This is a genomic window from Ralstonia sp. RL (assembly GCF_001683835.1).
Taxonomy (GTDB): Bacteria; Pseudomonadota; Gammaproteobacteria; order Burkholderiales; family Burkholderiaceae; genus Ralstonia; species Ralstonia mannitolilytica.
The window spans coordinates 1-23,148 of the sequence record NZ_LWRX01000203.1; the positions used below are offsets into that span (position 1 = coordinate 1).

At 67.3% G+C, this 23,148-nt stretch carries 21 protein-coding genes; 11 read left to right on the forward strand and 10 right to left on the reverse strand.

The window, feature by feature from the left end; translation table 11 throughout:
* Positions 1-94 precede the first annotated feature (94 nt).
* The 3 genes from A6M56_RS18900 to A6M56_RS18910 all read left to right on the forward strand — a co-directional run bounded on the left by A6M56_RS18900 (position 95) and on the right by A6M56_RS18910 (position 1,905).
* Positions 95-1,123 carry an ABC transporter substrate-binding protein gene (locus A6M56_RS18900; protein ID WP_102079065.1) on the forward strand — a complete coding sequence of 343 codons (1,029 nt, stop codon included), beginning with the start codon at positions 95-97 and terminating at the stop codon, positions 1,121-1,123.
* A gap of 35 nt (positions 1,124-1,158) precedes the next feature.
* Positions 1,159-1,557: a DUF488 domain-containing protein gene (locus A6M56_RS18905; RefSeq protein WP_102079066.1), complete on the forward strand. Its 399-nt coding sequence runs from the start codon at positions 1,159-1,161 to the stop codon at positions 1,555-1,557.
* Between the two features lie 129 nt (positions 1,558-1,686).
* Positions 1,687-1,905 (forward strand): DUF1059 domain-containing protein, encoded by a 219-nt coding sequence (locus tag A6M56_RS18910; RefSeq protein ID WP_045219573.1) that lies wholly within the window; start codon positions 1,687-1,689, stop codon positions 1,903-1,905.
* A gap of 13 nt (positions 1,906-1,918) precedes the next feature.
* Here A6M56_RS18910 and A6M56_RS18915 read toward each other — a convergent pair whose 3' ends face one another.
* Positions 1,919-2,560 (reverse strand): helix-turn-helix transcriptional regulator, encoded by a 642-nt coding sequence (locus tag A6M56_RS18915; protein ID WP_102079067.1) that lies wholly within the window; start codon positions 2,558-2,560, stop codon positions 1,919-1,921.
* Between the two features lie 113 nt (positions 2,561-2,673).
* A complete protein-coding gene (locus A6M56_RS18920) occupies positions 2,674-3,111 on the reverse strand; it encodes a multidrug/biocide efflux PACE transporter (RefSeq protein ID WP_045219569.1) in 438 nt (145 codons plus the stop codon).
* A 114-nt stretch (positions 3,112-3,225) separates the two neighbouring features.
* Here A6M56_RS18920 and A6M56_RS18925 point away from each other — a divergent pair, with 114 nt between their 5' ends.
* On the forward strand, positions 3,226-4,110 hold the full coding sequence (locus A6M56_RS18925; protein ID WP_045219567.1) for a LysR family transcriptional regulator: 885 nt from the start codon (positions 3,226-3,228) through the stop codon (positions 4,108-4,110).
* A 4-nt stretch (positions 4,111-4,114) separates the two neighbouring features.
* Here A6M56_RS18925 and A6M56_RS18930 read toward each other — a convergent pair whose 3' ends face one another.
* The 4 genes from A6M56_RS18930 to A6M56_RS18945 all read right to left on the reverse strand — a co-directional run bounded on the left by A6M56_RS18930 (position 4,115) and on the right by A6M56_RS18945 (position 7,157).
* A complete protein-coding gene (locus A6M56_RS18930; protein WP_102079444.1) occupies positions 4,115-4,999 on the reverse strand; it encodes a flagellar brake protein in 885 nt (294 codons plus the stop codon).
* Positions 5,000-5,146: 147 nt separating this feature from the next.
* A complete protein-coding gene (locus tag A6M56_RS18935) occupies positions 5,147-5,545 on the reverse strand; it encodes a RidA family protein (RefSeq protein ID WP_045219565.1) in 399 nt (132 codons plus the stop codon).
* Complete coding sequence (locus A6M56_RS18940; protein WP_045219563.1) at positions 5,542-6,510, reverse strand: threo-3-hydroxy-L-aspartate ammonia-lyase; 969 nt, start codon at positions 6,508-6,510, stop codon at positions 5,542-5,544. Before A6M56_RS18940 ends, A6M56_RS18935 begins: the two co-directional genes overlap by 4 nt.
* Positions 6,507-7,157 (reverse strand): helix-turn-helix transcriptional regulator, encoded by a 651-nt coding sequence (locus tag A6M56_RS18945; protein ID WP_102079068.1) that lies wholly within the window; start codon positions 7,155-7,157, stop codon positions 6,507-6,509. Before A6M56_RS18945 ends, A6M56_RS18940 begins: the two co-directional genes overlap by 4 nt.
* Positions 7,158-7,371: 214 nt before the next feature.
* Here A6M56_RS18945 and A6M56_RS18950 point away from each other — a divergent pair, with 214 nt between their 5' ends.
* Both A6M56_RS18950 and A6M56_RS18955 read left to right on the forward strand, forming a co-directional pair.
* Positions 7,372-7,923: a DUF3761 domain-containing protein gene (locus tag A6M56_RS18950; protein WP_102079069.1), complete on the forward strand. Its 552-nt coding sequence runs from the start codon at positions 7,372-7,374 to the stop codon at positions 7,921-7,923.
* Positions 7,924-7,998: 75 nt separating this feature from the next.
* Positions 7,999-9,702 (forward strand): SulP family inorganic anion transporter, encoded by a 1,704-nt coding sequence (locus A6M56_RS18955; RefSeq protein WP_102079070.1) that lies wholly within the window; start codon positions 7,999-8,001, stop codon positions 9,700-9,702.
* Between the two features lie 35 nt (positions 9,703-9,737).
* Here A6M56_RS18955 and A6M56_RS18960 read toward each other — a convergent pair whose 3' ends face one another.
* The 3 genes from A6M56_RS18960 to A6M56_RS18970 form a co-directional block, all read right to left on the reverse strand.
* Positions 9,738-11,516: a virulence factor family protein gene (locus A6M56_RS18960; protein ID WP_102079071.1), complete on the reverse strand. Its 1,779-nt coding sequence runs from the start codon at positions 11,514-11,516 to the stop codon at positions 9,738-9,740.
* Entirely contained in the window at positions 11,513-14,185 is a 2,673-nt protein-coding gene (gene mprF / locus A6M56_RS18965) for a bifunctional lysylphosphatidylglycerol flippase/synthetase MprF (protein WP_062738795.1), read from the reverse strand. The genes A6M56_RS18960 and mprF overlap by 4 nt, the downstream gene beginning before the upstream one ends.
* 324 nt (positions 14,186-14,509) lie before the next feature.
* Entirely contained in the window at positions 14,510-14,698 is a 189-nt protein-coding gene (locus tag A6M56_RS18970; RefSeq protein WP_286758335.1) for a hypothetical protein, read from the reverse strand.
* 256 nt (positions 14,699-14,954) lie between these two features.
* Between A6M56_RS18970 and A6M56_RS18975 the strand changes: the two genes are divergently transcribed.
* From A6M56_RS18975 to A6M56_RS18995, 5 genes are all read left to right on the forward strand, one after another.
* Entirely contained in the window at positions 14,955-16,472 is a 1,518-nt protein-coding gene (locus tag A6M56_RS18975; protein ID WP_045219549.1) for a sensor domain-containing diguanylate cyclase, read from the forward strand.
* Positions 16,473-16,560: 88 nt separating this feature from the next.
* Positions 16,561-17,577: an AraC-like ligand-binding domain-containing protein gene (locus A6M56_RS18980; protein WP_102079072.1), complete on the forward strand. Its 1,017-nt coding sequence runs from the start codon at positions 16,561-16,563 to the stop codon at positions 17,575-17,577.
* Positions 17,578-17,898: 321 nt separating this feature from the next.
* On the forward strand, positions 17,899-19,809 hold the full coding sequence (locus tag A6M56_RS18985) for a S8 family serine peptidase (protein WP_233902559.1): 1,911 nt from the start codon (positions 17,899-17,901) through the stop codon (positions 19,807-19,809).
* A gap of 40 nt (positions 19,810-19,849) precedes the next feature.
* On the forward strand, positions 19,850-20,317 hold the full coding sequence (locus A6M56_RS18990; RefSeq protein ID WP_045219545.1) for a hypothetical protein: 468 nt from the start codon (positions 19,850-19,852) through the stop codon (positions 20,315-20,317).
* A gap of 98 nt (positions 20,318-20,415) precedes the next feature.
* Positions 20,416-21,792: an amino acid permease gene (locus tag A6M56_RS18995; RefSeq protein ID WP_045219543.1), complete on the forward strand. Its 1,377-nt coding sequence runs from the start codon at positions 20,416-20,418 to the stop codon at positions 21,790-21,792.
* Positions 21,793-21,813: 21 nt separating this feature from the next.
* On the opposite strand, the gene A6M56_RS19000 is transcribed toward A6M56_RS18995, so the two are convergent.
* Positions 21,814-23,121 carry an O-acetylhomoserine aminocarboxypropyltransferase/cysteine synthase family protein gene (locus tag A6M56_RS19000; protein ID WP_102079073.1) on the reverse strand — a complete coding sequence of 436 codons (1,308 nt, stop codon included), beginning with the start codon at positions 23,119-23,121 and terminating at the stop codon, positions 21,814-21,816.
* Positions 23,122-23,148 lie beyond the last annotated feature (27 nt).

Below are 23,148 nucleotides of genomic sequence, written 5' to 3' on the forward strand. Positions count from 1 at the left end.
CAAGACAAAGAAAGTAAGTCGCCCCCGGCAGGGGGTGAAACAAGGGATGCACCACCAACAAACAACCATATCGACAACAACAAGGAGACAACACATGCAGCACCCCCGCCGCACCATCCTCCGCCTGTCAATCGCCGCCACGCTGGCCACATCGCTCCTGGCCGGCGCCATCACCACCGCCCACGCAGAAGCCACCGAAGTCCGCATCTCCCACGGCTACGGCATCCTCTACCTGCCCATCATGGTCATGGCCAGCGAGCACCTGCTGGAGAAGCAAGCCAAGGCCGCCGGCCTGGGCGACGTAAAGGTCAGCTACCGCATCCTCGACGGCGGCAACGTCATCAACGACGCCATGCTCTCCGGCGCGCTCGACATCGCCTCGCTGGGCGTGCCCGGCTTCCTCACGTTGTGGGACAAAACCCGCGGCAGCGCGATGGAAGTGCGCGGCCTGTCATCGCTCAGCTCGTCGTCGATGTACCTGATGACGCGCAACCCCAACGTCAAAACGCTGGCGGATTTCTCCGACAAGGACCGCATCGCCGTGCCCGGCATCAAGACCTCGTTGCCCGCCGTGGTGCTGCAAATGGCCGCCGCCAAGACCTTCGGCGACAAGCAGTTCAACAAGCTCGACCCGATCACCGTGCCGCTGCCGCACCCCGACGCCACCGCCGTGATGCTGGCCGGCGGCAGCCAGATCAACAGCCACATGGCCTCGCCACCGTTCTCGTACACCGAGGCCGCTGCCCCGGGCCTGCACCGCGTGTTCAACACGGTCGACGTGCTCGGCAACATCACGCTGGACATGACCTACACGAGCAAGAAGTTCTACGAGGCCAACCCGAAACTGTCGGCGGCATTCGTGGCGGCGCTGGACGAAGCCAACGCATTCATCGCCAAGGACAAGACCAAGGCGGCGCAGATCTACATCGCCCAGTCGAAGGTGAAGAGTTCGCCGGAAGAGGTGAAGAAGATTCTCGATGATCCGGATTCGCGCTTCACGACGACGCCGGTGGGTGTCGCACACTATGCTGAGTTCATGCAGCGCGTGGGCACGCTCAAGAACAAGCCGGCGTCGTGGAAGGATCTGTTCTTCCCAACGGTGCAGAGCCGGCAGGGTTCGTAAGCACGCCGCGCGCAGCATCCACACGGAGACATTCCATGGCACTACGCATCGTCAGGCTCGGCGAGCCGCGTCACCCCGATGAAGGCTTGCGCATCGGCACCGTGCGGCGCCCGCCGCGCGGCGTGCCCAAGGAAGCATTCGCCAGCCGCGATTTCTATGACGTGTGGATGCCGCTGCTTTCGCCCACGCCCGAACTGGTCAAGCAAGCCCAGGCCGCGCAATCCCAGCACGATGAAAAAGCCTGGCACACCTTCGTGCGCCACTTCCGCACCGAAATGCGCGACGGCGATGCCGCCCGCCTGCTCGACATGCTGGCCGCGCTATCGCATCAGACCAACCTGTCGGTGGGCTGCTATTGCGAGGACGAAGCCCATTGCCACCGTTCCGTGCTGCGCGTGCTGCTGCAGGAGCGCGGCGCCAGAGTGGTCGGCTGACCCGGGCGCCTCAGCGCTGTCCTACCCCGCTCGGGTGACGACACTGCCCCCCGGCGAACCTATAACGAACGTACGCGCGACGCCCGTTTCGGCATCGCGCGGCCATCGTTTAGTTTCAGGAGTACCGCCATGGGCCGCCGCTACATCGACTGCCGGGCCTTCCCTAGCGAGACCAACTGCTCGGTCGCCATCAGCGCCGACAGCGACGCCGAGCTGCTCGAAGCCGCCGTGCAACACGCCGTTTCCGTGCACAAGCATGCCGACACGCCCGAGCTGCGGGCGCAGCTTCAAACGCTGTTCAAGGACGGCACACCCAGCGCCGAAGCGCCCCAGGTGGCAGCAGCCTGACCGCGCAGCCGCGTCAGCGGCGGGCGGATGCCGCGAGCATCAATCGCACCACATCGCATTGACTGTGCGTGTTCGTCTTGCGATAGACGTGCTTGAGGTGCGTGCGCACCGTGTCGAGCGAGATGCCGAGCTTGCGGGCAACGCTTGCCGGATCGGCGCCGTGTGCCAGCAGGTCGGCCACATCCGCCTCCCGCCGGGTGAGGTGGAAGAGACCTGTCAGCCAGGCGTTGGCCGGCTGCACCGGCGCCACGCCTGCGCGGGCGGCCGCGCGCTGCCAGCACAGCGGCAGCGCCTGTGCCACATGCGGCAGCAGAGCGAGCGGCCCCGCCCGGTACCCCGCACGCGCTCGCTGCCCCCGCGGCCGATCCTCGAACCACACCATGCCGCGCACTTCGGCGTCGGCAATCGGCCAGCCGGTCACGCCGTCGCCGTGCCTGGCGTGCAGCAGCAGCCTGGCCATGCAGACACCCTGCGACGCCGCCCAATGCCACCGCCCATCAACGCGCCAGCGCACCATGGCTGCGGCATGACGTGCACCGCACGCATCGCGCACTACGTCCATCATACCCACGGCATCGCCCGCGCACGCCGCCACGTAGCATTGGCGCAGCACGATTGCCGAGGCATGAGACGGCATGGCAACAAAGCGCGGCATGGATGCAATACGGGCGCAGCGGCCTGGCCGGTGCGCCCGTCGAAAAAAAGAACTTCATTATAGGAAGCACGCTTTGCGCGTGCTGCCATTTTTGCCCTAGGCCAATCCGCCCATCAGGCAAGGACACGGCGCGCCATCCAGCGTGCGCGCAGGTGATCGTAGGCGAGGTTGAAGAAGAACGTGTACGGCAGAAACAGCAGCATGATGCCGATGTCGAGCACGAACGCTTCCCACAGACCGACGTCGAGCCACCAGGCGGCCAGCGGCACCAGCATCAGGACCAGCCCGCCTTCGAACAGGCAGGCATGGACCACCCGCAGGATCACGGTGCGCGAGAGCCTGTAGCGACGCTCCACGCGCTCGAAGATGGCGTTGAACACCATGTTCCACACCATCGCCACTGCCGCAAACATGAGCGTCATCACGCCCATTTCGGCCAACGGCAAATCCATCAGCCAGCTAAACAGCGGCGCGCAGATCAGCATGGCAACCAACTCGAACGTCAGCGCATGGACAAGGCGCTCGGCCGGCGTTTTCTGTATGACTTGCATTGCATATACCTCCAAAGAACAGGGGTATTTTCATCGGTAAGAACCGTATGATCCAGTTCTTTGATATCGGTTTTTCCGATACTATGGGCGCTATGCCGCTCGCCGGAGGACTCAATGCGTCATTCACCCGAAGCCTTGCTCGCCTTTGCCGAAGCCGCCACGCTCGGTTCCTTTTCCGCCGCCGCCCGCAAATTGGGCAAGCGGCAGTCCACGATCAGCGAGGCGATCGCCAATCTCGAAATCGACCTGGGCCTGACGCTGTTCGACCGCAGCACGCGCCAGCCCACGCTGACGGAGGCGGGCCGCGCCATGTTCACGCAGGTGCGCCGCGTGCTCGAGGCCAGCGAGCAGATGGACCGGCTCGCCGCGCAGATGGCTGGTGGGCTGGAGGCACGCCTCACGCTGGTGGTGTCCGATACCTATCAGTCCGACCGCTATGAGCAGACGCTCGCCACGCTCGAGCAGCGCTACCCCGAACTTGAACTCGAATGCCTGATCGCCGAGCACGAAGACGTGGTCGACATCATCCAGCTGGGCCGTGCCCAGATCGGCCTGGTGGCCGCGCAGGCGGCATATCCGGCCGATATTGGATGGGCAACCATTGCGGAACAATCGGAGATCGGATTGTTCGTGGGGCTGCAGCACCCACTCGCCCGATACGGCGACGAGGAAGTGCCGCACGCCATACTCCGTGAGGCGCGCGAGCTGCGGCTGAACACGTTCGTCGATCCGACGGGCCCGCGAACCGACGCTGTGCCCGTGCGCAGCCTGCGCCGCTGGTCGGCGCCGAGCTACCTGATGCTGCTGGAAATGGCGGTGCTGGGCTTCGGCTGGACGGAACTGCCGCGCTGGCTGGTGGACCACTTTGCCGCCGACCGCCTGCACGAAATCCGCGCACGGGGCTGGCCCCGCCAGGTGCAGGTCGATGCAGTATGGTCGCGCAACCGTACGCTGGGCCAGGCAGGGGCGTGGCTGCTCGAAACCATGCTGTCGGGCTGATCCGTCAAAGCGGCTCGTCCAGCCGTTCGATGATCAGCCGGGACAGACGCGCCGTCTGCTCCTTGGTCAGCGTGAATTCCACGCCGAACGATGGAAACGCCGTCGTGCCTTCTTGCACCGACGACGTACCGGCCACGCGCCCCACCAGAGCGAAATCCTCCTGCTGCCCGTCGACGTAGGCGCTGAAGTCCAACGCAATGCGGTCGCCCGACCGAAACGTCGGGGCGGCACTCTGCACAAGGGCTCCGTTCAGGCAGATATCGCGCAGCACGGCGACGCGGTCCGTCGGCGCCGGGCACTGCCCTTCGGGACGCACCGTCGCACCAATGCGCACCTGCACCCGCCGCGCACGCCGCAACGGCATCTTTTGGACCTTGGCGGGCATGGACAACACGAGATAAGGCACCGGGAACTGGCCCGTCGCGACCACGCTGCACATCATGGTGATGACCGCGCGGCCCGAGAAGCCGCGCACCATCAGCACGTCGCGCGCTCCGGGCCGCAACGTGCGCTTGGCATCGGCAGGCTGCGTGATGAAGAGCGCCTCGCCTTCCACGTAGCCGATCAACCGGCACGGCAGAGGCCCGCGCAACGGCGCCGACTTCTCGTGGACTTGCAGCACGGTTCCGATGCTCAGCCCCGTGGCGCTCAGGCGCGGCCTGCCTTCCGGCGGTTCCTTGGGAGGCTCGGTGCCGGCGGTGTCCTGGGTGTCGACCTGCGTCAACGCCAGCACGGGCCCATGCTGGAACAGGAGCCGCACATCGTCGGGGTCGTGCACGACAACGCCGGCGGGCAACAGCAGACGGCCAGCGGGGTCGCCCATGATGAAAGGCAACGGTTGCCCGATCGGTACATCGTCCTGCGTGAGTTGCCGTGCGGCTTGGATCATGTCTTGGAGCGAGTCGTCTGTCGTGGTCACGGGCAAAAATGCCCGGGCAGGAACCTCCGGCATCTTGCAACAATGGCCGGTAAACCGACGGACATCAACCCCCCTCACGCGGCCTCATGCTGACGCCCGTCAACGGCAAGCGTTTTGTCATCCGGCCAGCGCCGTCGCCTCGATCTCCACGGCCAGGCCGTAGTGCAGCGTCGGCACCGGCACCACCGCACGCGCCGGGCGCACGTCCCCGATCCACGTACGGTACAGCGCATCGAAAGCCGGCCAGTGCGTTTCCATGTCGGTCACGTATACGCGCACCTGCACGAGGCGCGAGCGGCTGGTGCCCGACGCGGCCAGCACGGCGTCGAGGTTGGACAACACTTGCCGCACCTGCGTCTCGAACGGCGCGTCGACGAGTTTTTCACCGGCCGGCGTCACGGGAATCTGACCGGCCACGAAGACGAAGCCGTTGGCGCACACCGCGTGCGAGTAGTGCCCGGCGGGCGGGCGCAGCGCCGGCGCGTTGAGATAGCGCGCCTCGGTCGTGTCGCTCATGCGTGCTCCAGAACGAGCCTGGCGAAGTGCTGCAGGTCGACATTGCCCCCCGAGATGACGATGCCGACGCGCCTGCCGCGCACATCGACCTTGCCTTGCAGCGCCGCCGCGGCAGCCAGGCAGCCCGTAGGCTCGACCACCGACTTCATGCGGCCCGCAAAGAAGCGCATGGTGGCGACGAGTTCTGCATCGCTGACCGTGACGATGTCGTCGACGAGTTGCCGGATCACGGCAAACGTGTAGCGGCCCAGATGCTGGGTCTGCGCGCCGTCGGCCAGCGTCTTGGGCGTATCGATATGGACGATCTCGCCACGGCGCAGGCTCTGCTGGCCGTCGTTGCCGGCTTCGGGCTCCACGCCGATGATCTTGCAGGCGGGGTTCAGTGCGCGTGCGGCCGTGGCACACCCCGAGAGCAGCCCGCCGCCGCCCAGCGGTGTGAGCAGCACATCGAGCGGGCCGACTTCTTCGATCAGTTCCTTGGCCGCCGTGCCCTGCCCGGCCATCACGTGCGGATGGTCGTACGGCGGGATCAGCGTGAGGCCGTGTTCCTCGGCCAGCTTGCGGCCGATGGCCTCGCGGTCTTCGGTGTAGCGGTCGTAGAACACGACTTCACCGCCGTAGCCGCGCGTGGCTTCCACCTTGATGACAGGCGCATCCTTCGGCATGACGATCACCGCGCGCATGCCGAGCAGCCGCGCCGACAAGGCAATGGCCTGCGCATGGTTGCCCGACGAGAACGTGATCACGCCCGCCTTGCGCTGCTCGGGCGTGAACTGCAGCAGCGCGTTGTATGCGCCGCGAAACTTGAAAGCACCCATGCGCTGGAAGTTCTCGGCCTTGAAGAACAGCTCTGCGCCGGTCTGCGCGTTGGCGGTGCACGAGGTCAGCACGGGCGTCTTGTGCGCCACGCCTTGCAGGCGGGCATGCGCGGCAGCAATGTCGTCGTACGAAAGGGGCAGGCTCATGCAATGTCCTCGGAGTTTTCGGGCAGGTAGGTGTAGACGGTGGAGCGCGCCACGCCGAGCGTCTGCGCGACTTCAGACAACGCGCGGCGCAGGTTCAGCAGGCCGCTGGCGGCCAGTTCTCGCATGGCCTCGCGGCGCTGGTCGAGCGTCATCGCCATGGGTGTGGTGTTGCGCGCGACGGCAAAGCGTTCGAGTGCGGCACGCACTTCTTCCACGCGGCGGGGCGCGAGCGACTCGGCCACCGGCGGCGCTGCCACGTCAATGCGCACCAGTTGCGTGAGGCCGGCCGTCACGGCGCCGAGCATCGACACGTCCATGTTCAGGCAGATGGCGGCCACGTACTCGCCGCGGCTGTTCTTCAGCCCGATCGACGTGCTCTTGGCCGGCCGCCCATCGGGAAACCGGTTGGCGTAGTTTTCGATGACTTCCGGGAAGCCGGAATCGGCCATGCGCGCCAGGCCCATTTCCGTCGCGGCGTCGCCCACCCGGCGGCCCGAAAGATTGTTGGCGATGGCGACCACGGAATGGTCGGGATCGGTCAGGTCGTGCAGCACGACCTCCACCAGCGGCGCCAGCGTCTTGCCTAGCGCCTCGACGATCTTGCGCCCCTCGCGCAGGAGGAGGCGGTTTTCTTCAGCAGCCCTCATGGGTGTTGACGATACGTTATTTGTTGACATTTCGTCAATGGAAAGAGGCTCTGGCGCGCGCCGTCGGCCACCTCGCGCCACCGCTGAACTGTTACGCAATGGTCAACGTTGCAGCCTTTGTCTTCTGACAAACCCTCGGTGTGGTCAACGCGCGCCCTTGGCCGGCGTTAATCGGTCACGCACGTATCCCGTGTGCCTCGTTGAGGGTCTCGTTATGAAACTGTCTGCGTTGATGTTTTCGATGGGTGCGCTGGTGATGGGATCGGCGTTTGCGCAGGGCACCGCGGCGCCGGCCGCGCCCGCCGCCGCGGCACCTGCTGGCGTGCACGCAGTCTGCAAGGACGGCACGCCTTATAGCGGGGCGACCCTCAAGGGTGCCTGCCGCGGTCATGGCGGCGTCGACAAGAAGGCCAGCGCCGCGAGCGCCTCGACGGCACCTGCTCCGGCTCCGGCCCCTGCGGCCGCTGCACCGGCCAAGCCGGCTGCTGCCGCGCCCGCTGCACCTGCTGCAGCACCCGCCCCGACGCCCGCGCCCGCGCCGGCCAAGCCCGTTGCCGCTGCACCCGCCAAGCCGGCTGCCGCAGCGCCAGCCACCGTGGCTGCCGGTGGCGGCCCCGACAAGGTCTGGGCCAACGCCACCACCAAGGTCTACCACTGCGCGGGCGACCGTTACTACGGCAAGACCAAGCAGGGCCAGTACATGACCGAAGCCGACGCCAAGGCCCAGGGCATGCGACCGAGCCGAGGCAAGGGCTGCGCCAAGTAAGCGCCGCCGCCTGCTGCTGACACCGCACGCCGCGCCCGCCTGGTCGCGGCGTCTTCCTTTTCTGCCCTGCATCGCATGCCTTCACACCAGGAACATTCCGCCACCGCGCTGCAGCACGCAGAGAACTTCGCGCCGCTGGCCGCGCCCCCGCAGACGCCGCAGCGCCGCGTGCTGGGCGATGTGGTCGCCGGCCTGTCGATTGCGGGCCTGCTGCTGCCCGAAGCCGTCGCCTATGCGGGCATCGCGAGCCTGCCGCCGCAGGCAGGGCTGATCGCGCTGCTGTGCGGCCTCGTTGTCTACGCGCTGCTCGGCACAAGCCGGTTTGCCATCGTCTCGGCCACATCGTCGTCTGCGGCGGTGCTGTTCGCGACGGTGCTCTCGGAGCCCGGTACGAACGGCGCGACGGCACTCACGATGGCGGCGGCGCTCGTCATCGCGACGGGCGTGTTGTTCATCCTGGCCGGGCTGGCACGGCTGGGCGGCATGTCGGACTTCATCGCGCGGCCGGTGCTGCGCGGCTTCACGTTCGGGCTGGCACTGACCATCGCCATCAAGCAGTTGCCGAAGATCCTGGCGGTGCCCGTGCACCACAGCGACACCCTCCGCGTGGTACTGGACCTGCTCGGCAGCACGGGAAGCGCCAACCGCTACAGCGCGGCGCTCGGCGCGGTGGCACTTGTGCTGCTCTTCGGGCTCGGGCGCTGGGGGCGCATTCCGGCCACGCTGGTCGTCATCGTGCTCGCCATCGCAGTGGGCTATGGCGTCGACTGGCACGCTTATGGCATTGCCGTGGTGGGCCAGATCGACCTGCAGAACGTGAGCTTCGGCGTGCCGAGCCTGGGCCGCGTGCAATGGATGCAGAGTGCGGAGCTCGGCTTTGCGCTCATGCTGATCCTGTATGCCGAGTCGTACGGCTCGATCCGGAACTTCGCGCTCAAACACGGCGACAGCATGTCGGCCAACCGCGACCTCGTCGCGCTGGGCTGCGCGAATCTGCTGTCGGGCCTGCTGCACGGCATGCCGGTCGGCGCCGGGTATTCCGCCACGTCGGCCAACGAGGCGGCGGGCGCGCAGTCACGGCTGGCCGGGCTGTGCGCGGCGGCCGTGGTGGCGCTGATCGTCTGGCTGTTCCTTGCGCAGCTCGCACGGATTCCCGAGCCGGTGCTGGCCGCGATCGTGATCTTTGCCGTCAGCCATTCGCTGCACCCGGGCGTGTTCAAGCCGTACTGGACATGGCACCGCGATCGCCTCGTCGTCATCGCCGCGCTGCTGGCCGTGCTGGTGCTTGGCGTGCTGCACGGGCTGCTGGCGGCGATCGGCGTGAGCCTGCTGCTGACGCTGCGCCAGCTCTCCGAGCCCAACGTGAGCGTGCTCGGACGCCTGCGCGACAGCCATGATTTCGTCGATGTGTCCCTGCACGCCGACGCGAAGCCGCTGCCTGGCGTACTGATCGTCCGGCCGGAGGTGCCGCTGTTCTTCGCCAATACCGAACGCGTGCTCGGCAACGTGCGGGCGATGCTGCAGCAGCCGTACGACGTGCCCTTGCGCACGATCATGCTGAGCCTCGAAGAAACGCCCGACGTCGATGGCTCGGCCATCGAGGCCTTGCGCATCTTTGCGGCGGAATGTGCGGCGCGCGGCCTGCAGCTGATGCTGGTGCGGCTCAAGCCGCGTGCGCTGGCCGCCCTGCTGCGCGCCACCGACGAAACGCTGCGCCCGGCGATGCTGCACGAATTGAGCGTCGATGAGTGCGTGCAGTCCCTGGCCGCCGGCGGTTGACACGCACGAGGCGCGGCGGCCACGACTGCCATCGGTCAGCGCGCGACGGCCCCGCCGCCGCCCGCGCGTGCCCCTTCGAGGATGATCCGCGCCAGCTTGGCGTAGTCGCCATCGAAGTGATGGCCGCCGGGCAGCCTGACGAGCTGAACCTGCTTCGGGTCCAGGGCGGGGCAATTGCTGTCCTTCTCGTCCTTGCCGTAGATGCACATGCCGAGGCCCGTGGGCAGCCTCTGCGCCTCGGGCAGGATCAGCAGGCCCGACGAGCTGCTCGACACCCAGTTGGTCATGTGGAATTCGAAGTCGGCGCGCTTGCCCAGGCCCATCATCACCGCCAGCGCAACGTGGTCGCGCGAGGCGGCCGGCATGCGGTTGACGATGAACGGCAGCACGTCGGCGCCTTGCGAATAGCCGATCAGCAACGCCCTCGGCTTCTTCCACCGCGCGGCGTAGAAGCGCACGAGGCGGTCCATGTCGGCGGCAGCGGAGGCCGGTGTGCGCGGCGTCCAGAAATAGCGCAGCGAATCGACGCCGACCACCGGCACGCCCGATTTGGACAACGCGGCCGCGACCTCCTTGTCCAGCCCGGCCCAGCCGCCGTCGCCGGAGAGCAGCACCGCGAACAGGTCGGACGACGTGCCGGGCTGCGCGGCGACCTCGATGATCGGCAAGTCCGACACCGCGGCAGGCGGCGGCGCAGCGGGTGGCTTGCGCTGCGCCACGAGCTTGGCGAAGGCGGCCTTGAACAGCTCGTTCGCGGTGATGGGCTGAGCGTTCGCGCCCGACACGGACGCCGGCAGCGCCACCGACTGCGCGCCCGAGATCGTGTTGATGAAGGCTTGTGTGGCATGCGCATCGCACAGCGGGCCGGAGCGGCGCGCAAACGGCGTGAGCGTGTCGGATTGCAGCACGACCCACGGCGCCGACAGCTTGGTCGCCGGCAGCAGCACCACGCCGGCGTTCTCGGGCGGCTTGGTGCGCTTGGCGGTGGTCCGGCTCTCGCTCTGGCGGCGGCTGAAATGGATGCCCTCGCCCTTGCACAGCGGCTTGCGCAGTTCGAGCACCGGGCAGAACTCGATCGACATGGCTGCCGCGAAGATGTTGGGGCGCGCCTGGGCGATCATGGCGTACGCCAGCGCACCGCCTTCGTTGTCGCCGACGAGGATGGGCGGGAAATAGCCCGGCACCTTCTCGTACGCCTGCAGGAAGCGGCTGAAGTTTTCGAGATCCCCGTCGGGGAACGCGCAATCGCCAAAGTCGGCCTCGAGGCTGGAGAACAAAGCGGGCGTGGAGAGCCCCGCCACCAACGCACCCTGGTCGGCCAATGCCTCGGCCATGCGCGAGGCCGTGGTCGTCCAGCCCAGATCGCCCGAAAGCATCAGCACGACCGAGCGGATTTCGCCCCTGGGCTTGTAGACCGGCACATCGCGAAAGCGCCCGTGGGTGACGAACTCGACGGCGCCGGGCGCGGCAGCCGAGGTGGCCGGCGACACGACCGGCAGCGACAGCACGCCGCCGTTGGCTGCCTTGTTGGCCGCGACGGCGGCGGGGCTCATCTGCACGCGCGGCGGCATGTCGCCCTGCGGTGGCGCGGCTGTCACGCCGCTGGCGCCGGTCATCCCGACCGGCGGCACGAGCACCGGGCCCTGCACCGGCGCGGGCTTCGGTGCGGTAGCGGCCGCCCACGCATTGGGCACCACGGCGCACGCGGCCGCCAGCGCCATGCAGGCCGCGCCCACGCGGGCCGCCAGACGCCAGCCCCTGGGCTGCACTCCCCGATGCCGCGCCTCTTGCGGGCGCGGTGCTTGCCGACTCATTTGGAGATCACTCCCTTCAAGCCGCCGCCGATCAGCGCGGCGACGTCCGTCAATGTAAACAGCGGCGCGAGGCCGCCGCGTGCGAGCAGGTAGCGGGCTTCCCATACCGGCTCGAACTTGTCCTTGAAATTGCGCAACCCGCGGAAATTGTAGAAGCGCGCGCCATGGCGGAACATCATCCGTCCGAACCGGTGCCAGCGCGGCGCAAGCTGGTGCTCGACCATGCCGGACATGGGCGCCATCCCTAGTCCAAAGCGCTGATACCCCTCGGCCTGGAAGTGGAGAATGACCTTGCCGAACAGGAAATCCATCGTGCCCGGCGGCACGTTGCTGCGGTAGCGCATCAGGTCGACGCTGGCCTCGATGCGCAGCACGTCGGGGCACATCAGCGTGGCAAAGGCCAGGATGGCGCCTTCGCGTCGCACCACCGCCACGGGCTGGCGGAGGATGTAACGGTCTTCAAACGCGCCGAGCGAGAACCCCTTCTCGCGCGCGTTCTGGTTGCGCAGCCACTCGTCGGAGATGGCGCGCAGCTCCTCCAGGATGGCCGGCACGCCTTGGGGCGGCACGATCTCGAACGACAGCCCTTCGCGCTCGCCGCGCGTCACGCCGTGGCGCAGGTTGGCGCGGCGGGATCCCTTCAGGCTGAATTCCGGCAGGGACACGTATGCCTCCTCGCCGAGCTTGTACGCGCGCAGGCCGGCATCAAGGTACAGCGGCAGCGTCTGCGGGCGCGTCTTGTAGAACGCCGCGCGGCCGCCGTGCGCATCGGCCATTTCGATGAAGCGCCAGATCAGCTCGGGCCACTCCTGCTGCGCGCCCACCGGGTCGGACAGCGCCACCCACGAGCGCCCCTGCCGGGCATACATGATGAAAGCCTTGCCGGACGGCGAGAACAGCAGGCTCTTGTCGCCCATCAGGGCGAGCACGGCGTCGGCGGCGGGTTGGGCGCGGATGATCTCGGCGGCGCGGGCAAGGTCTTCTTCGGTGGGCAGGGCCGTCTCGCCGGGCTCGCTGCGGAACAGTTGCCACAGGCCGAAGCCGAGGCCCGTCACGGCCACCGCCATGAGCGCGCGGATGGAGCGCGGCGCATCGCCATCGAAGGTGAACTGCCACCAGAGCTGGTTGGCGTAGGCGACTTCGCGGTAGGCAAAGAAGAGGATCCACACGCACGCCGCGAACACGCATGCCATGGCGATGAGCCAGCCGGCCTCCAGCCGCTGCGAGAACAGCGACGACGGCCGGTCGAACTGCCGGCGCGAGATGACCAGCAGCACCGCCAGCGTCACGAGCACCGCCATCTCCGACACGGCGATGCCCTTGGGCAGCGCCAGCACGCCCGCCAGCAGCGACAGCACCAGCGCCGCCCACCACGCCGCGTCGAGCCGATGCAGCAGCCCCCGCGCGACAAACAGCATGACGAGCCCCGCCACGCTGCCGATCATGTGCGACGCCTCCACCAGGAACAGCGGCACGTGCATGCGCAGGAGATCTTCGGCCTCGTCGGTGGCAGGGGTGACGCCGGAGACGAGCAGCATCACGCCCGAGACCATCGTCAGCGCCGCCAGCAGCCCCGGCGATAGCTTGACCGCCGCGCGCCCGAACGGGGCAAACGGCGCACCCGCACCGGTGCCCGAGCGCAGCTCGAAGACGCCGAGCATGGCGGTGGCCAGCACCAGCGGCATCAGGAAGTAGATCGCCCGGTAGTAGAGCAGCGCAGCCAGGATCTCGGCCGGCGCCGCCTGGTCGCCGCACCCCAGCAGGATCACGGCCTCGAACACCCCCAGGCCGCCCGGGCTCTGGCTCAATACGCCCAGCGTGACGGCCAGCGCGTAGAAGGCTACGAACGTGGGCAGATCGACGGCGCCGGCCGGCATCAGGACCCACAGCGCCGCCGCCGCCGCGCTCAGGTCCGCCGCCGAGATCACGAACTGCCGCGCCGCGAGCCCGGGCGGCGGCAAGCGGATTTCCCAGCGGCCGACCAGCGTGACGTGCCGCTGCCGCAGGCACAACGCCAGCAGCACGACCACGCCAGCCAGAACGAGCAGCGCCACCGCTTCGAGCAGCGACGCCGGCAGATGCGTGATGGCGGCGATATGCGGTGCGCCCCACAGCAGCCCGACCGCGCCGAAGGCCGTGGTGGACACGCCCAGCGCGCTGGCATCGAACGCCACGGCAGCGGTCACGCGGTCGGCGTCGACACCGGCCGCTGTGTACAGGCGCGTGCGCACCGACCCCGCCGTCAGCGAACCGAGCCCGATCGTGTTGCCGAGCGCATAGGCAATGAACGAGGTGGCAGCGACCGTGCCTGGCGCCAGTTGCGCGCCGACATACCGCAAGCCCGATGCGTCGTACCGCGTCAGGGCGGCATAGCTGAGCGCCGTGGCCAAGGCGGCCAGCAACAGGCGCGAGAACGGCATGGCATGCAGCGCAGCCACCATGTCGGCGTAATGCACGTGGTCGAGCAGCGCATACAGGCTGTCGAAGACGAGCGCGCCCAGGACGAGCACGATGCCGATGACGGACCAGCCGCCCAGGCCGAAACCGGAATCGGCGCGGGAGGCGCTGGCGGATGGGTCGAGCGCGGCGTCTGCGCCGTCACGGGCGGAACGCTTGGGCGACGGTCTGCGCGAGGGGGGACTGGCGTCGTTGGACGCGGCGTCAGGCATGGTGAAACACGAAATCCTGCTGGCTTGAAGGGTGCGCCACGTCATGCACGCGGCTGAGCGCGGCGCCGGTGGCGCACCGGATGGGATGCGGGTACGCGCAAACGGGAGGTATCGGCGCGCGCCGGGCCGGAATCTGGCGGCCCTGCGGCTTGCGCCTCAAGAAGCGTCCCCAACCTGTGTTGAGCCCCCGTTGTTGCCGGGCGCGGTCGGTTGTCTTGCGGCCGCCGGCGCGCCGGTCATGTCGCGCGTGCGCGATCCGAACGTCATCTCTGATGTCACGTAATACGGACGAAGTGGCGATTGCGTTGACACATATTGCGCATTTTATGGCCTGGGCGCCTGTGCCGGCACTTCCGGCGGGACATCGGGCTTGCCGGTATCGACCGACACCGGGTCGCTCGCGGGAAAGGTTTCTTCGATGCCCTCGTCGAGCAGTGCCTCTTCGTGCGTATCCGCGACGGGCGGATACGGGTTGGCGGGCGCGGGCGTGGGCGAGGCGCGGTCGTCTGGCATGGCGTTCTCCAAGGGTGCGGATCCAGCATAGGCAAAGGTGGTGATGAGGTGGGCGGCCCGCCCCATCGACGCGGTGCGGTGCGGCGCGCCCGGCACATCCCCCAAGGGGTTAGCAAGTGCTGCACCTGCGCGACGCGGCGGCGTAGGAGCGCGTACGCAAACGTTTTCTCTGTGCAAAAGGTTCTACAACCTATTGCCTAGGAAGGTGGAGTCCGGTACACAATCGTCCGTCTCATCACTAATTCACAATTCGCGCATGCCTCTCCAGCGCGCTACGGCGGCCCTTCTGCGACGCCCTCCCCTGCTGATCGCCGGGGCGTCGGTGCTGTCGCTCGTGGTGACTGGGTTGACGGCACTGTCGCTGTGGGAGATGCGCGTCGACGCGCTGGCGCGCGCGCGGGACAGCGCAGACAACCTCGCACTGATCCTGCAGCGCGACATCGCGCGCAACATCGAAGTGTACGACCTGTCGCTGCAGGCCGTCATCGACACGGTCCATGATCCAGTCATCAGCGCGCTGCCGGCCAACGTGCGGCAGCTGGTGCTGTTTGACCGGTCCACCAACGCACAGGACATGGGCTCGCTGCTGGTCACGAACGCGGCGGGCGACGTGGTCGTCGATTCGCGCGCGGTGCCGCCCCGGCGCATCTACCTCGGCGATCGCGACTACTTCCAGGTGCAGCGGGGCTCCCCGAACATGGGGCTCTATATCAGCGAGCCGTTCAAGCCGCGCGTGAGCGGCCTGGAGACGTCGATCGGCCTGAGCCGGCGCCTGAACGGTCCCCACGGGGAGTTCAACGGCATCGTGGTCGGCACGCTGCGCCTGAACTACTTCCGCCGGCTCTTCGACGGCATCAACCTCGGCCCGCACGCGGCCGTGACGCTGGTGCGCACCGACGGCACGCTGCTCATGCGCCGCCCGTACGACGAACAACTCATCGGCCGCAGCGTTGCCGGTGCCACCGCGTTTCAGAAGCGCCTGCTGGCACCCGAGGGCTCCTACATCGACGTCGGCGGCATTGACAACATCGAACGGCTCTACAGCTTCCGCCATATCGGAGACCACCCGCTGATCGTCACGGTCGGGCTGGCCACCGAAGACATCTACGCCGAATGGTGGCAGCGCGCCTGGGTGATCGGCGGCATTGTGCTGATCCTCGACGCGGTGTTCATGGTGCTGTCTGTGCTCTTTGCGCGGCAGCTGCGCAAGCGCCTCGAGATGGAGCAGCAGCTGCAGCTCATGGCCAACACCGACAGCCTGACCGGCCTCGGCACGCGCCGCGCGCTCGATGCCGCGCTGGAAATGGAATGGCTGCGGTCCAACCGGCACCGCACGCCGATGTCGGTCCTGATGATCGACGTGGACGACTTCAAGCGCTACAACGACCGCTACGGCCACGCCGCCGGCGACACCGCGCTGCGCACCGTCGCGCGCTGCGTGAACGACAGCATCAAGCGGCCCGGCGACTTTGCCGGCCGGTACGGCGGCGAAGAGTTCTGCGCCGTGCTGCCCAATACGGACCTCAGCGGCGCCGTGCGCGTGGCTGAAGCCATTCGGGCCGCTGTCTTGGCGGCCGACGAGCCCAACGCGGGAAGTGCGTACGGCAAGCTGACGGTGAGCATCGGCGTGGCCGTGCATTCGGGCGTTGCCGCCGAAGACGACACGCTGGAAGACCTTGTTCGGCTGGCCGATGGACGGCTGTATGAAGCCAAGGCCGCAGGCCGCAACGTGGTCATGCCCAGACCGGAGCGGCCAAGGCTGGCGGTGGTGTAGGCGAGCGTGCGGCGTAAACCCTCCTTTTGGAGCATGCCGTCATCGGCCACGACTTCTGCACAATGCCGGGGGCTTTGAGGAAACCGCCGTGAGCAAACCACCGCATTCCCACTTCGATACATCTGCGCTTGCGCGCGAGCATCAATTCGCCGCGTGGCGGGACGCGATCAACGTGCTGTTCGACACGCGCTCTGCCGTGCCGCGCGCGGAGGGGTTCCGGGCCAGCGTCGATGCCTATCTGTGCGGGGAGACCGGCGTGGGCATGCTCAGCGCACAGGCACAACACTACGACCGCTCCCGCTCCAAGCTCGGGCGCGACGGCGTGGATGTCTACGTTCTGCAGTATTACCTGGAAGGCAGTTGCGGACAGCGCGATGGCGACAGCGGCAGCGCCACGCGCCCGGGCGATCTGTTCATCGTCGACGCTGCGCAGCCGCTCGCCACCAGCACGACCGACAGCCGCTTTCTGAGCCTGGCCGTGCCACGGCGCCTGCTGGCACCGCTGCTGCGCGCACCCGACGAACTGAGCATGCGCGTGCTGCGCGGCGACGCCCCGATGGTCGGGCTGCTGCGCGATCACCTGTGTTCGCTCTATCAGTCGATGGGGAAGTTGAGCGATGCCGAAGCGCAGGCCGTCATCCCGGGCACCCTGCAACTGGCTGCGGCCGCCATCAACTGCCAGGTGACCGAAGCCAGTGCGCCGGCCGTGAGGGAAAGCCTCTTTGCGTCGATCTGCCGACACATGCAGCACAACTTGTCGGATCTGACGCTTTCGCCCGAAGGCGTGGCCGTGCAGTTTGGCATCTCGCGTGCCACGCTCTACCGGCTGTTCGAGCGCGAAGGCGGCTTCTTCAACTACCTGCGCATGCAGCGCCTGCGACAGTGCCACGCGATCCTCGCCGACCGGTCGCAGACACACCGTTCGGTGGCCGAAATCGCGCAGACCTACGGTTTTTCCGACGCTTCGAACTTTGCACGTGCATACCGCCGCGCGACCAGCATGTCCCCGCGTGAGACGCGCATGCTGGCCGTCGAAGGGCGCGCCGCTGCCATGCCCTTCGTGCAGCACAAGGACTGGCGCACCTGGGTCATGCAGATGCGCTGATGCGCGCAGCGCCCCTCTTCCCGCACGCGTTTTTTCCTCCCTCCTCCCGCGCTTGCCGCTCCTGGGCTGAGACGCGCTGACAGGTTCGCGCGACAGCGGAACCGGTTAGCGGCGGCATGCGCCTTCTTCGTTGAAGCGCGCCCGTCGTGCATGCGAGCATCCGGCCCGACCTGACGAGAGCCGATGCGCTTGCGGCGGGCACGGACGATGTGCCCTCTCTTCGTCGAACAGGTCAAAGCGGTGCGGGCATCCCGCGCTTCGCACAACTCACAACGACAAAACGGGGGTCTCGTGAAAGACATAACGGGAAAAACGCTTGCCTTGACGCTGTTCGCCACCGTGGCCCTGGCCGCGTGCGGCGGCGGAGATTCCGGCAGCAACACGGCCAGCAATGGCGGCGGCAACAACGGCGGCAACACGCCGCCCGCATCCACCTGCGCAGAAACTGGCGTCGATGCCAAGTACGCCTGCCAGACCGGCAGCACCGAGCCGCTGTACGCCTACCAGTGGGCGCTCAGGCAGGCGAACAGCTTCTTTGCGGCGTTCGGTCTCGTCGCCGACGGCACGACCGACATTGATGTGGAAGACGTACACCGGGCCGGCGTCAAGGGCCAGGGCGTGAACGTGCTCGTGCTGGACGACGGCATCGATGTGCACAACGAAGACCTGTTCGCCAATGCCAACTCGGACATGACGCACAACTTCGACGATGGCTCAAACGATCCGACACCGGCAGACAATCCCGCGAACATCAAGGACGCGCACGGCACCAACGTGGCCGGCATCATCGCCGCGGCGCAGAACGGCAAGGGTGTGATGGGGATCGCGCCGCGGGCGACGTTGGGCGGTGCACGCTACCTGCGCGCGGCGAACCCCGACATTAACGCCGCCTATGGCGGCGCGGCCTGGTCGAAGAACGGCCACATCATCAATGCGTCGTACGGTGCGAACCCGCAGGCGCCCCTGGAGTACGACACGCCCACCTCGGCACAGACCGCGGTTCGCGCGTTCCCGAACCTGCGCGGCGGCCGTGGAATGGTGATGCTCAAGGCAGCGGGCAACGAGTATGACGCGATCGTGGTTCCAGGGCAGCCGGAGCGGACGTGCCCTGCCGCCGGAGGCGTTCCTGGGCTCGTCAGTTGCGAGAATCCGGCCAATGACCCCGAAGCGCTTGAGCCGGGCGTGATCCTGGTGGGCGCTGCCAATGCGCGTGGCGTCAAAGCGAGCTATTCAAACGCCGGATCGGTCAACTGGATCACGGGCCTGGGCGGCGAGTCCGGCAACGGCGGCAAGTACGGCGAGGTCGGGTCCGGGCCGAAGATCTTCTCCACCGACCTCAGCGGCTGCGCGCGCGGCTACAGCCGTGCCAATACAGACGAGCTGGATGACTTTGCGATGGCGGGCACGGCCACCAATCTGAAAGACAACCCGAAATGCGACTACTCGAGCATGAACGGCACGTCTGCGGCAACGCCCACGGTGTCCGGCGTGGTTGCGCTGATGCTCTCGGCCAATCCGAATCTGACCTGGCGCGATGTGCGTGAAATTCTGCGGGCCACCGCACGCAAGATCGACCCGGACTACGGCAATCGCGACGGCCGCAATGCCAAGATCGACCTGACGAGCAACACCACCACGGCCGACACGAGCACGAGCCTGGTTGACGGCGCCACCACCGCACGCCTGGACTACGGCTGGCAGACCAACGCCGCTGGCTATGCGTATTCGACGTGGTACGGCTTTGGATTGATCGACGCATCCGCCGCCGTGAAGATGGCCAAAGCCACCACAACGTATAAGCCGGCTGCCTTGTCGGTGCCGGATTTCGCGGCGGCGTTCGCCAACGTCAACCAGCTGAACTACGGCGCGGTGCAAAAGCTCGGCCAGTTCAACGTGTCGGGCACTGACAAGGTCGATGCCTTGCAGTTGCGGGTGTCGGGCTCCGTCTGCATTGGTAGCGTCGGCTTCTTTGTGAAATCGCCGTCGGGCACGGTGTCGGCGTTGTCCCTCCCGTACAACGGCTACTACAACAACGGCGTCAATGCCGTGAACAAGTACGGCCTTGGCAGCTACGCCTTCTACGGCGAAAACGCAGCCGGCACGTGGGAGGTCTATGCCGTCAGCGGCGTACCGACCAACGCCTGCTCGACGTACCAGCCCCAGGGCGGCACCCACACCGTGACCCTGGCCACGCCCCTGGCCGTGGAATACCGCGTGATTGCCGCCAAGTGAGCCCGTTCGGAGAACATTCAACATGATCCATGCAACTTTTATGAAAACCGCGTCGCTGGCGGTGCTCCTCTCGATGGGCGCCGCCTGCCAAGCCGCGGACCTGGCGGTCGGCAAGCACCTCAGCACGCAGGAACTTGCGCAGTACGCAAGTGCACCGACGGTGCAGATCGAAACGCAGTCGTTCAAGGTGCTTTCCAGCGGCACGCGTACCAAGGCCGCGGGCGCTGCGTCGGCAGCCGTCACGCAAGTCGCCAACGAGCGCGGCGTAGTTGGCGAGAGCCGCAACGAAGTGGTGGTCTCGCAGGTGTCAGTCGACAGCGTGCGCCAGGCAGTCGGCACCCTGCCCGCAACACCCGTGTCGGCGGAGTATTACGGACACCTGAACATCAGCACGCTGCGCTTTGCGTCGTTCCAGGAGGCCGTGAACGCGCGTGCGCAGCTCAAGAAGACGCTGCCGCAGGCGCGGGTCGACATTCCGATCCAGTACGCCAAGCCCGTGGCGCGCTGAGCGCCGCCGCCCCGTTGTACAAGACGCCCCGCCTCCGCGCGGGGCGTTTTGCATGGGGCGGCGTATCATCCGGGCCTTTCCCCAGTCAGGACAACACCATGACCAAGGCCACCGGCAGCTTCGAAGCGCTGGCCGCACGCGAAGGCGGCCTGCAGCACCGCCTCTCTTCCGCGCAACTCACCATGATCGCCATCGGCAGCGCGATCGGCACCGGCTTGTTCCTCGGCAGCGGTGCAGCCATTCAACTGGCCGGCCCGGGCGTCATCGCGAGTTACGCCATCGGGGCGTTCATCGCGCTGCTCCTCATGGGCTGCCTTGCCGAAATGGTCGTGGCGCACCCGACCACCGGCTCTTTCGGCGCCTATGCCGAGCACTACGTGAGCCCGCTGGCCGGCTTCCTCGTGCGCTATGCGTATTGGGCGGCCGTCGTCTTCGTCATCGGTGCAGAAGTGACCGCGGTCGCGGTGTACATGGCGTACTGGTTTCCGGGCGTGCCGGCGTGGGTGTGGATCGTCGGGTTCTCTGCCGTGCTGGTGTGGATCAATGCCAGCAGCGTCGACGTGTTTGGCGTGGCCGAATACTGGTGCTCGATGATCAAGGTGGTGGCCATCGTCGCGTTTCTGGCGGTGGCGAGCTACGCCATCTATCGTGCACCCGATGGCGGCCCGATCGGCTTTCACAACTACGTGAGCGCGGGCGGCTTCCTGCCGCACGGCTGGAATGGCGTGTGGTTCGGCGCGGTGGTCAGCATCTTCAGCTTCTTCGGTATCGAGCTGATTGCCGTGGCCGCCGGCGAGGCACGCGAGCCCGAAGCCGCCGCCACCAGCGCCTTCCGCTCAACGCTGTTCCGGCTGGTGTTCTTCTACCTTTGCACGCTCGCGCTGATGCTGGCCGTCGTGCCGTGGCAGCAGGCCGGCACGGGCAAGAGCCCGTTCGTGCGCGTGATGGAAATCCTCGGTATTGCCGGGGGTGCGGGCGTGATGAACTTCGTGGTGCTGACCGCAGCGCTGTCGTCGATGAACGCGCAGCTGTATGTATCGACGCGCATGCTGTTCAGCCTCGCGCGGGGCGGGCAGGCGCCTCAGGCGTTGGGCGCGGTAAGCCAGCGCGGCGTGCCGCTGCGCGCGCTGGCGGTGTCCAGCTCCGGTGCGGCATTGGCGGCGGTGCTGAGCGTGGTGCTGCCGGGGCACTCGTTCCTGCTGATGATGTCGCTGGCGATGTTCGGTGCGCTGTTTACGTGGCTCGTCATCTTTGTGACGCACTTGCGCTTCCGGCGGGCCGCCGAGCGCGAGGGTCGCGCATTGCGCTTTCGCATGTGGGGTTTTCCGGTGCTGACCACGCTTGGCGCGATCGCCATGGCGGTCATCATCGTGAGCACCGCTTGGATGCCCGATTTCCGGATGACGCTGGTGGTGGGTGTGCCGTTTCTGGTGCTGCTGGCGGTGGTGTTCGGGTGGGTGCGCGGCCGGCAGTGAACGCCTGACCGCGCCCCGGCTTCAGGCGCGCGCCAGCGCCTGATCCAGATCGGCCAGCAGATCATCGATATGCTCGATGCCGATCGACAGCCGGATCGTCTCCTGCCGCACACCGGCCTTGGCAAGCTCTGCCTCGGACAGCTGCCGGTGCGTGGTCGATGCCGGATGCGTCGCCAGCGACTTGGCGTCGCCAATGTTCACCAGCCGCGTGAACAACTGCAGCGCATCCTGAAAACGCGCCCCGGCAGCAAAACCGCCCTTCACGCCAAACGTGAGCAGCCCCGGCGCCTTGCCTGACAGGTATTTGTGCACGAGCCCGTGGTCGGGGTGGTCATCCAGGCTGGCGTGGTTGACCCACTCCACCTTGGCATGCCCGCGCAGATGCTGGGCGATCTGTGCTGCGTTCTGTGTGATGCGGTCGATGCGCAGGCCCAGCGTTTCGATGCCCTGCAGGATCAGGAACGCGTTGAACGGCGACAGCGCCGCGCCGGTATTGCGCAGCGGCACCACGCGGGCGCGGCCGATATACGCCGCGTCGCCCAGCGCTTCCGTATAGACGACACCGTGGTAGCTGACATCCGGCTCGTTCAGCCGCTTGAAGCGCGCCTTGTGCTTGGCCCACGGAAACTTGCCCGAATCGACGATCGCGCCGCCCAGGCTGGTGCCGTGGCCGCCCAGGTACTTCGTCAGCGAATGCACGACGATGTCGGCGCCGTGCTCGAACGGGCGCGTCAGGTACGGCGTCGGCACCGTGTTGTCGACGATGAGCGGCACGCCGTGGCGGTGCGCGATCTCCGCCAGCGCGGCAATGTCGGTGATGTTGCCGAGCGGGTTGCCGACGGTCTCGGCAAAGATGGCCTTGGTGCGGTCGTCGATCAGCGCTTCGAATGAAGCGGGGTCGCGCGGATCGGCAAACCGCGTGGTGATGCCCGACAGCGGCAGCGTGTGCGCAAAGAGGTTGTAGGTGCCGCCGTACAACGTGCTGGCCGAAACGATGTTGTCGCCGGCTTCCGCAATCGTCTGGATCGCATACGTGACAGCCGCCTGCCCCGACGCCAGCGCGAGCGCCCCGATGCCGCCCTCGAGCGCGGCGATGCGCTTCTCCAGCACATCGTTGGTCGGGTTCATGATGCGCGAGTAGATGTTGCCCGGCACCTTCAGGTCGAACAGATCGGCGCCGTGCTGCGTGTCGTCAAACGCAAAGGCCACCGTCTGGTAGATCGGCACGGCCACCGCACGGGTGGTCGGGTCGGCGCTGTAGCCGCCGTGCACGGCCACGGTGTCGAGTTTCCAGGCGGGGGCGATCGTGCTCAGGGATGGCTGCGTCATGCTGGCGTCTCCGGAAGGTCGTTCCGG

Excerpts from the sequence above, each read along its gene's own strand:
- A6M56_RS18900 (WP_102079065.1), top strand. The coding sequence starts at position 95 with ATGCAGCACCCCCGCCGCACCATCCTCCGCCTGTCAATCGCCGCCACG.
- A6M56_RS18905 (WP_102079066.1), top strand. The coding sequence starts at position 1,159 with ATGGCACTACGCATCGTCAGGCTCGGCGAGCCGCGTCACCCCGATGAA.
- A6M56_RS18910 (WP_045219573.1), top strand. The coding sequence starts at position 1,687 with ATGGGCCGCCGCTACATCGACTGCCGGGCCTTCCCTAGCGAGACCAAC.
- A6M56_RS18915 (WP_102079067.1), bottom strand. The coding sequence starts at position 2,560 with ATGCCGCGCTTTGTTGCCATGCCGTCTCATGCCTCGGCAATCGTGCTG.
- A6M56_RS18920 (WP_045219569.1), bottom strand. The coding sequence starts at position 3,111 with ATGCAAGTCATACAGAAAACGCCGGCCGAGCGCCTTGTCCATGCGCTG.
- A6M56_RS18925 (WP_045219567.1), top strand. The coding sequence starts at position 3,226 with ATGCGTCATTCACCCGAAGCCTTGCTCGCCTTTGCCGAAGCCGCCACG.
- A6M56_RS18930 (WP_102079444.1), bottom strand. The coding sequence starts at position 4,999 with ATGATCCAAGCCGCACGGCAACTCACGCAGGACGATGTACCGATCGGG.
- A6M56_RS18935 (WP_045219565.1), bottom strand. The coding sequence starts at position 5,545 with ATGAGCGACACGACCGAGGCGCGCTATCTCAACGCGCCGGCGCTGCGC.
- A6M56_RS18940 (WP_045219563.1), bottom strand. The coding sequence starts at position 6,510 with ATGAGCCTGCCCCTTTCGTACGACGACATTGCTGCCGCGCATGCCCGC.
- A6M56_RS18945 (WP_102079068.1), bottom strand. The coding sequence starts at position 7,157 with ATGAGGGCTGCTGAAGAAAACCGCCTCCTCCTGCGCGAGGGGCGCAAG.
- A6M56_RS18950 (WP_102079069.1), top strand. The coding sequence starts at position 7,372 with ATGAAACTGTCTGCGTTGATGTTTTCGATGGGTGCGCTGGTGATGGGA.
- A6M56_RS18955 (WP_102079070.1), top strand. The coding sequence starts at position 7,999 with ATGCCTTCACACCAGGAACATTCCGCCACCGCGCTGCAGCACGCAGAG.
- A6M56_RS18960 (WP_102079071.1), bottom strand. The coding sequence starts at position 11,516 with ATGAGTCGGCAAGCACCGCGCCCGCAAGAGGCGCGGCATCGGGGAGTG.
- mprF (WP_062738795.1), bottom strand. The coding sequence starts at position 14,185 with ATGCCTGACGCCGCGTCCAACGACGCCAGTCCCCCCTCGCGCAGACCG.
- A6M56_RS18970 (WP_286758335.1), bottom strand. The coding sequence starts at position 14,698 with ATGCCAGACGACCGCGCCTCGCCCACGCCCGCGCCCGCCAACCCGTAT.
- A6M56_RS18975 (WP_045219549.1), top strand. The coding sequence starts at position 14,955 with ATGCCTCTCCAGCGCGCTACGGCGGCCCTTCTGCGACGCCCTCCCCTG.
- A6M56_RS18990 (WP_045219545.1), top strand. The coding sequence starts at position 19,850 with ATGAAAACCGCGTCGCTGGCGGTGCTCCTCTCGATGGGCGCCGCCTGC.
- A6M56_RS18995 (WP_045219543.1), top strand. The coding sequence starts at position 20,416 with ATGACCAAGGCCACCGGCAGCTTCGAAGCGCTGGCCGCACGCGAAGGC.
- A6M56_RS19000 (WP_102079073.1), bottom strand. The coding sequence starts at position 23,121 with ATGACGCAGCCATCCCTGAGCACGATCGCCCCCGCCTGGAAACTCGAC.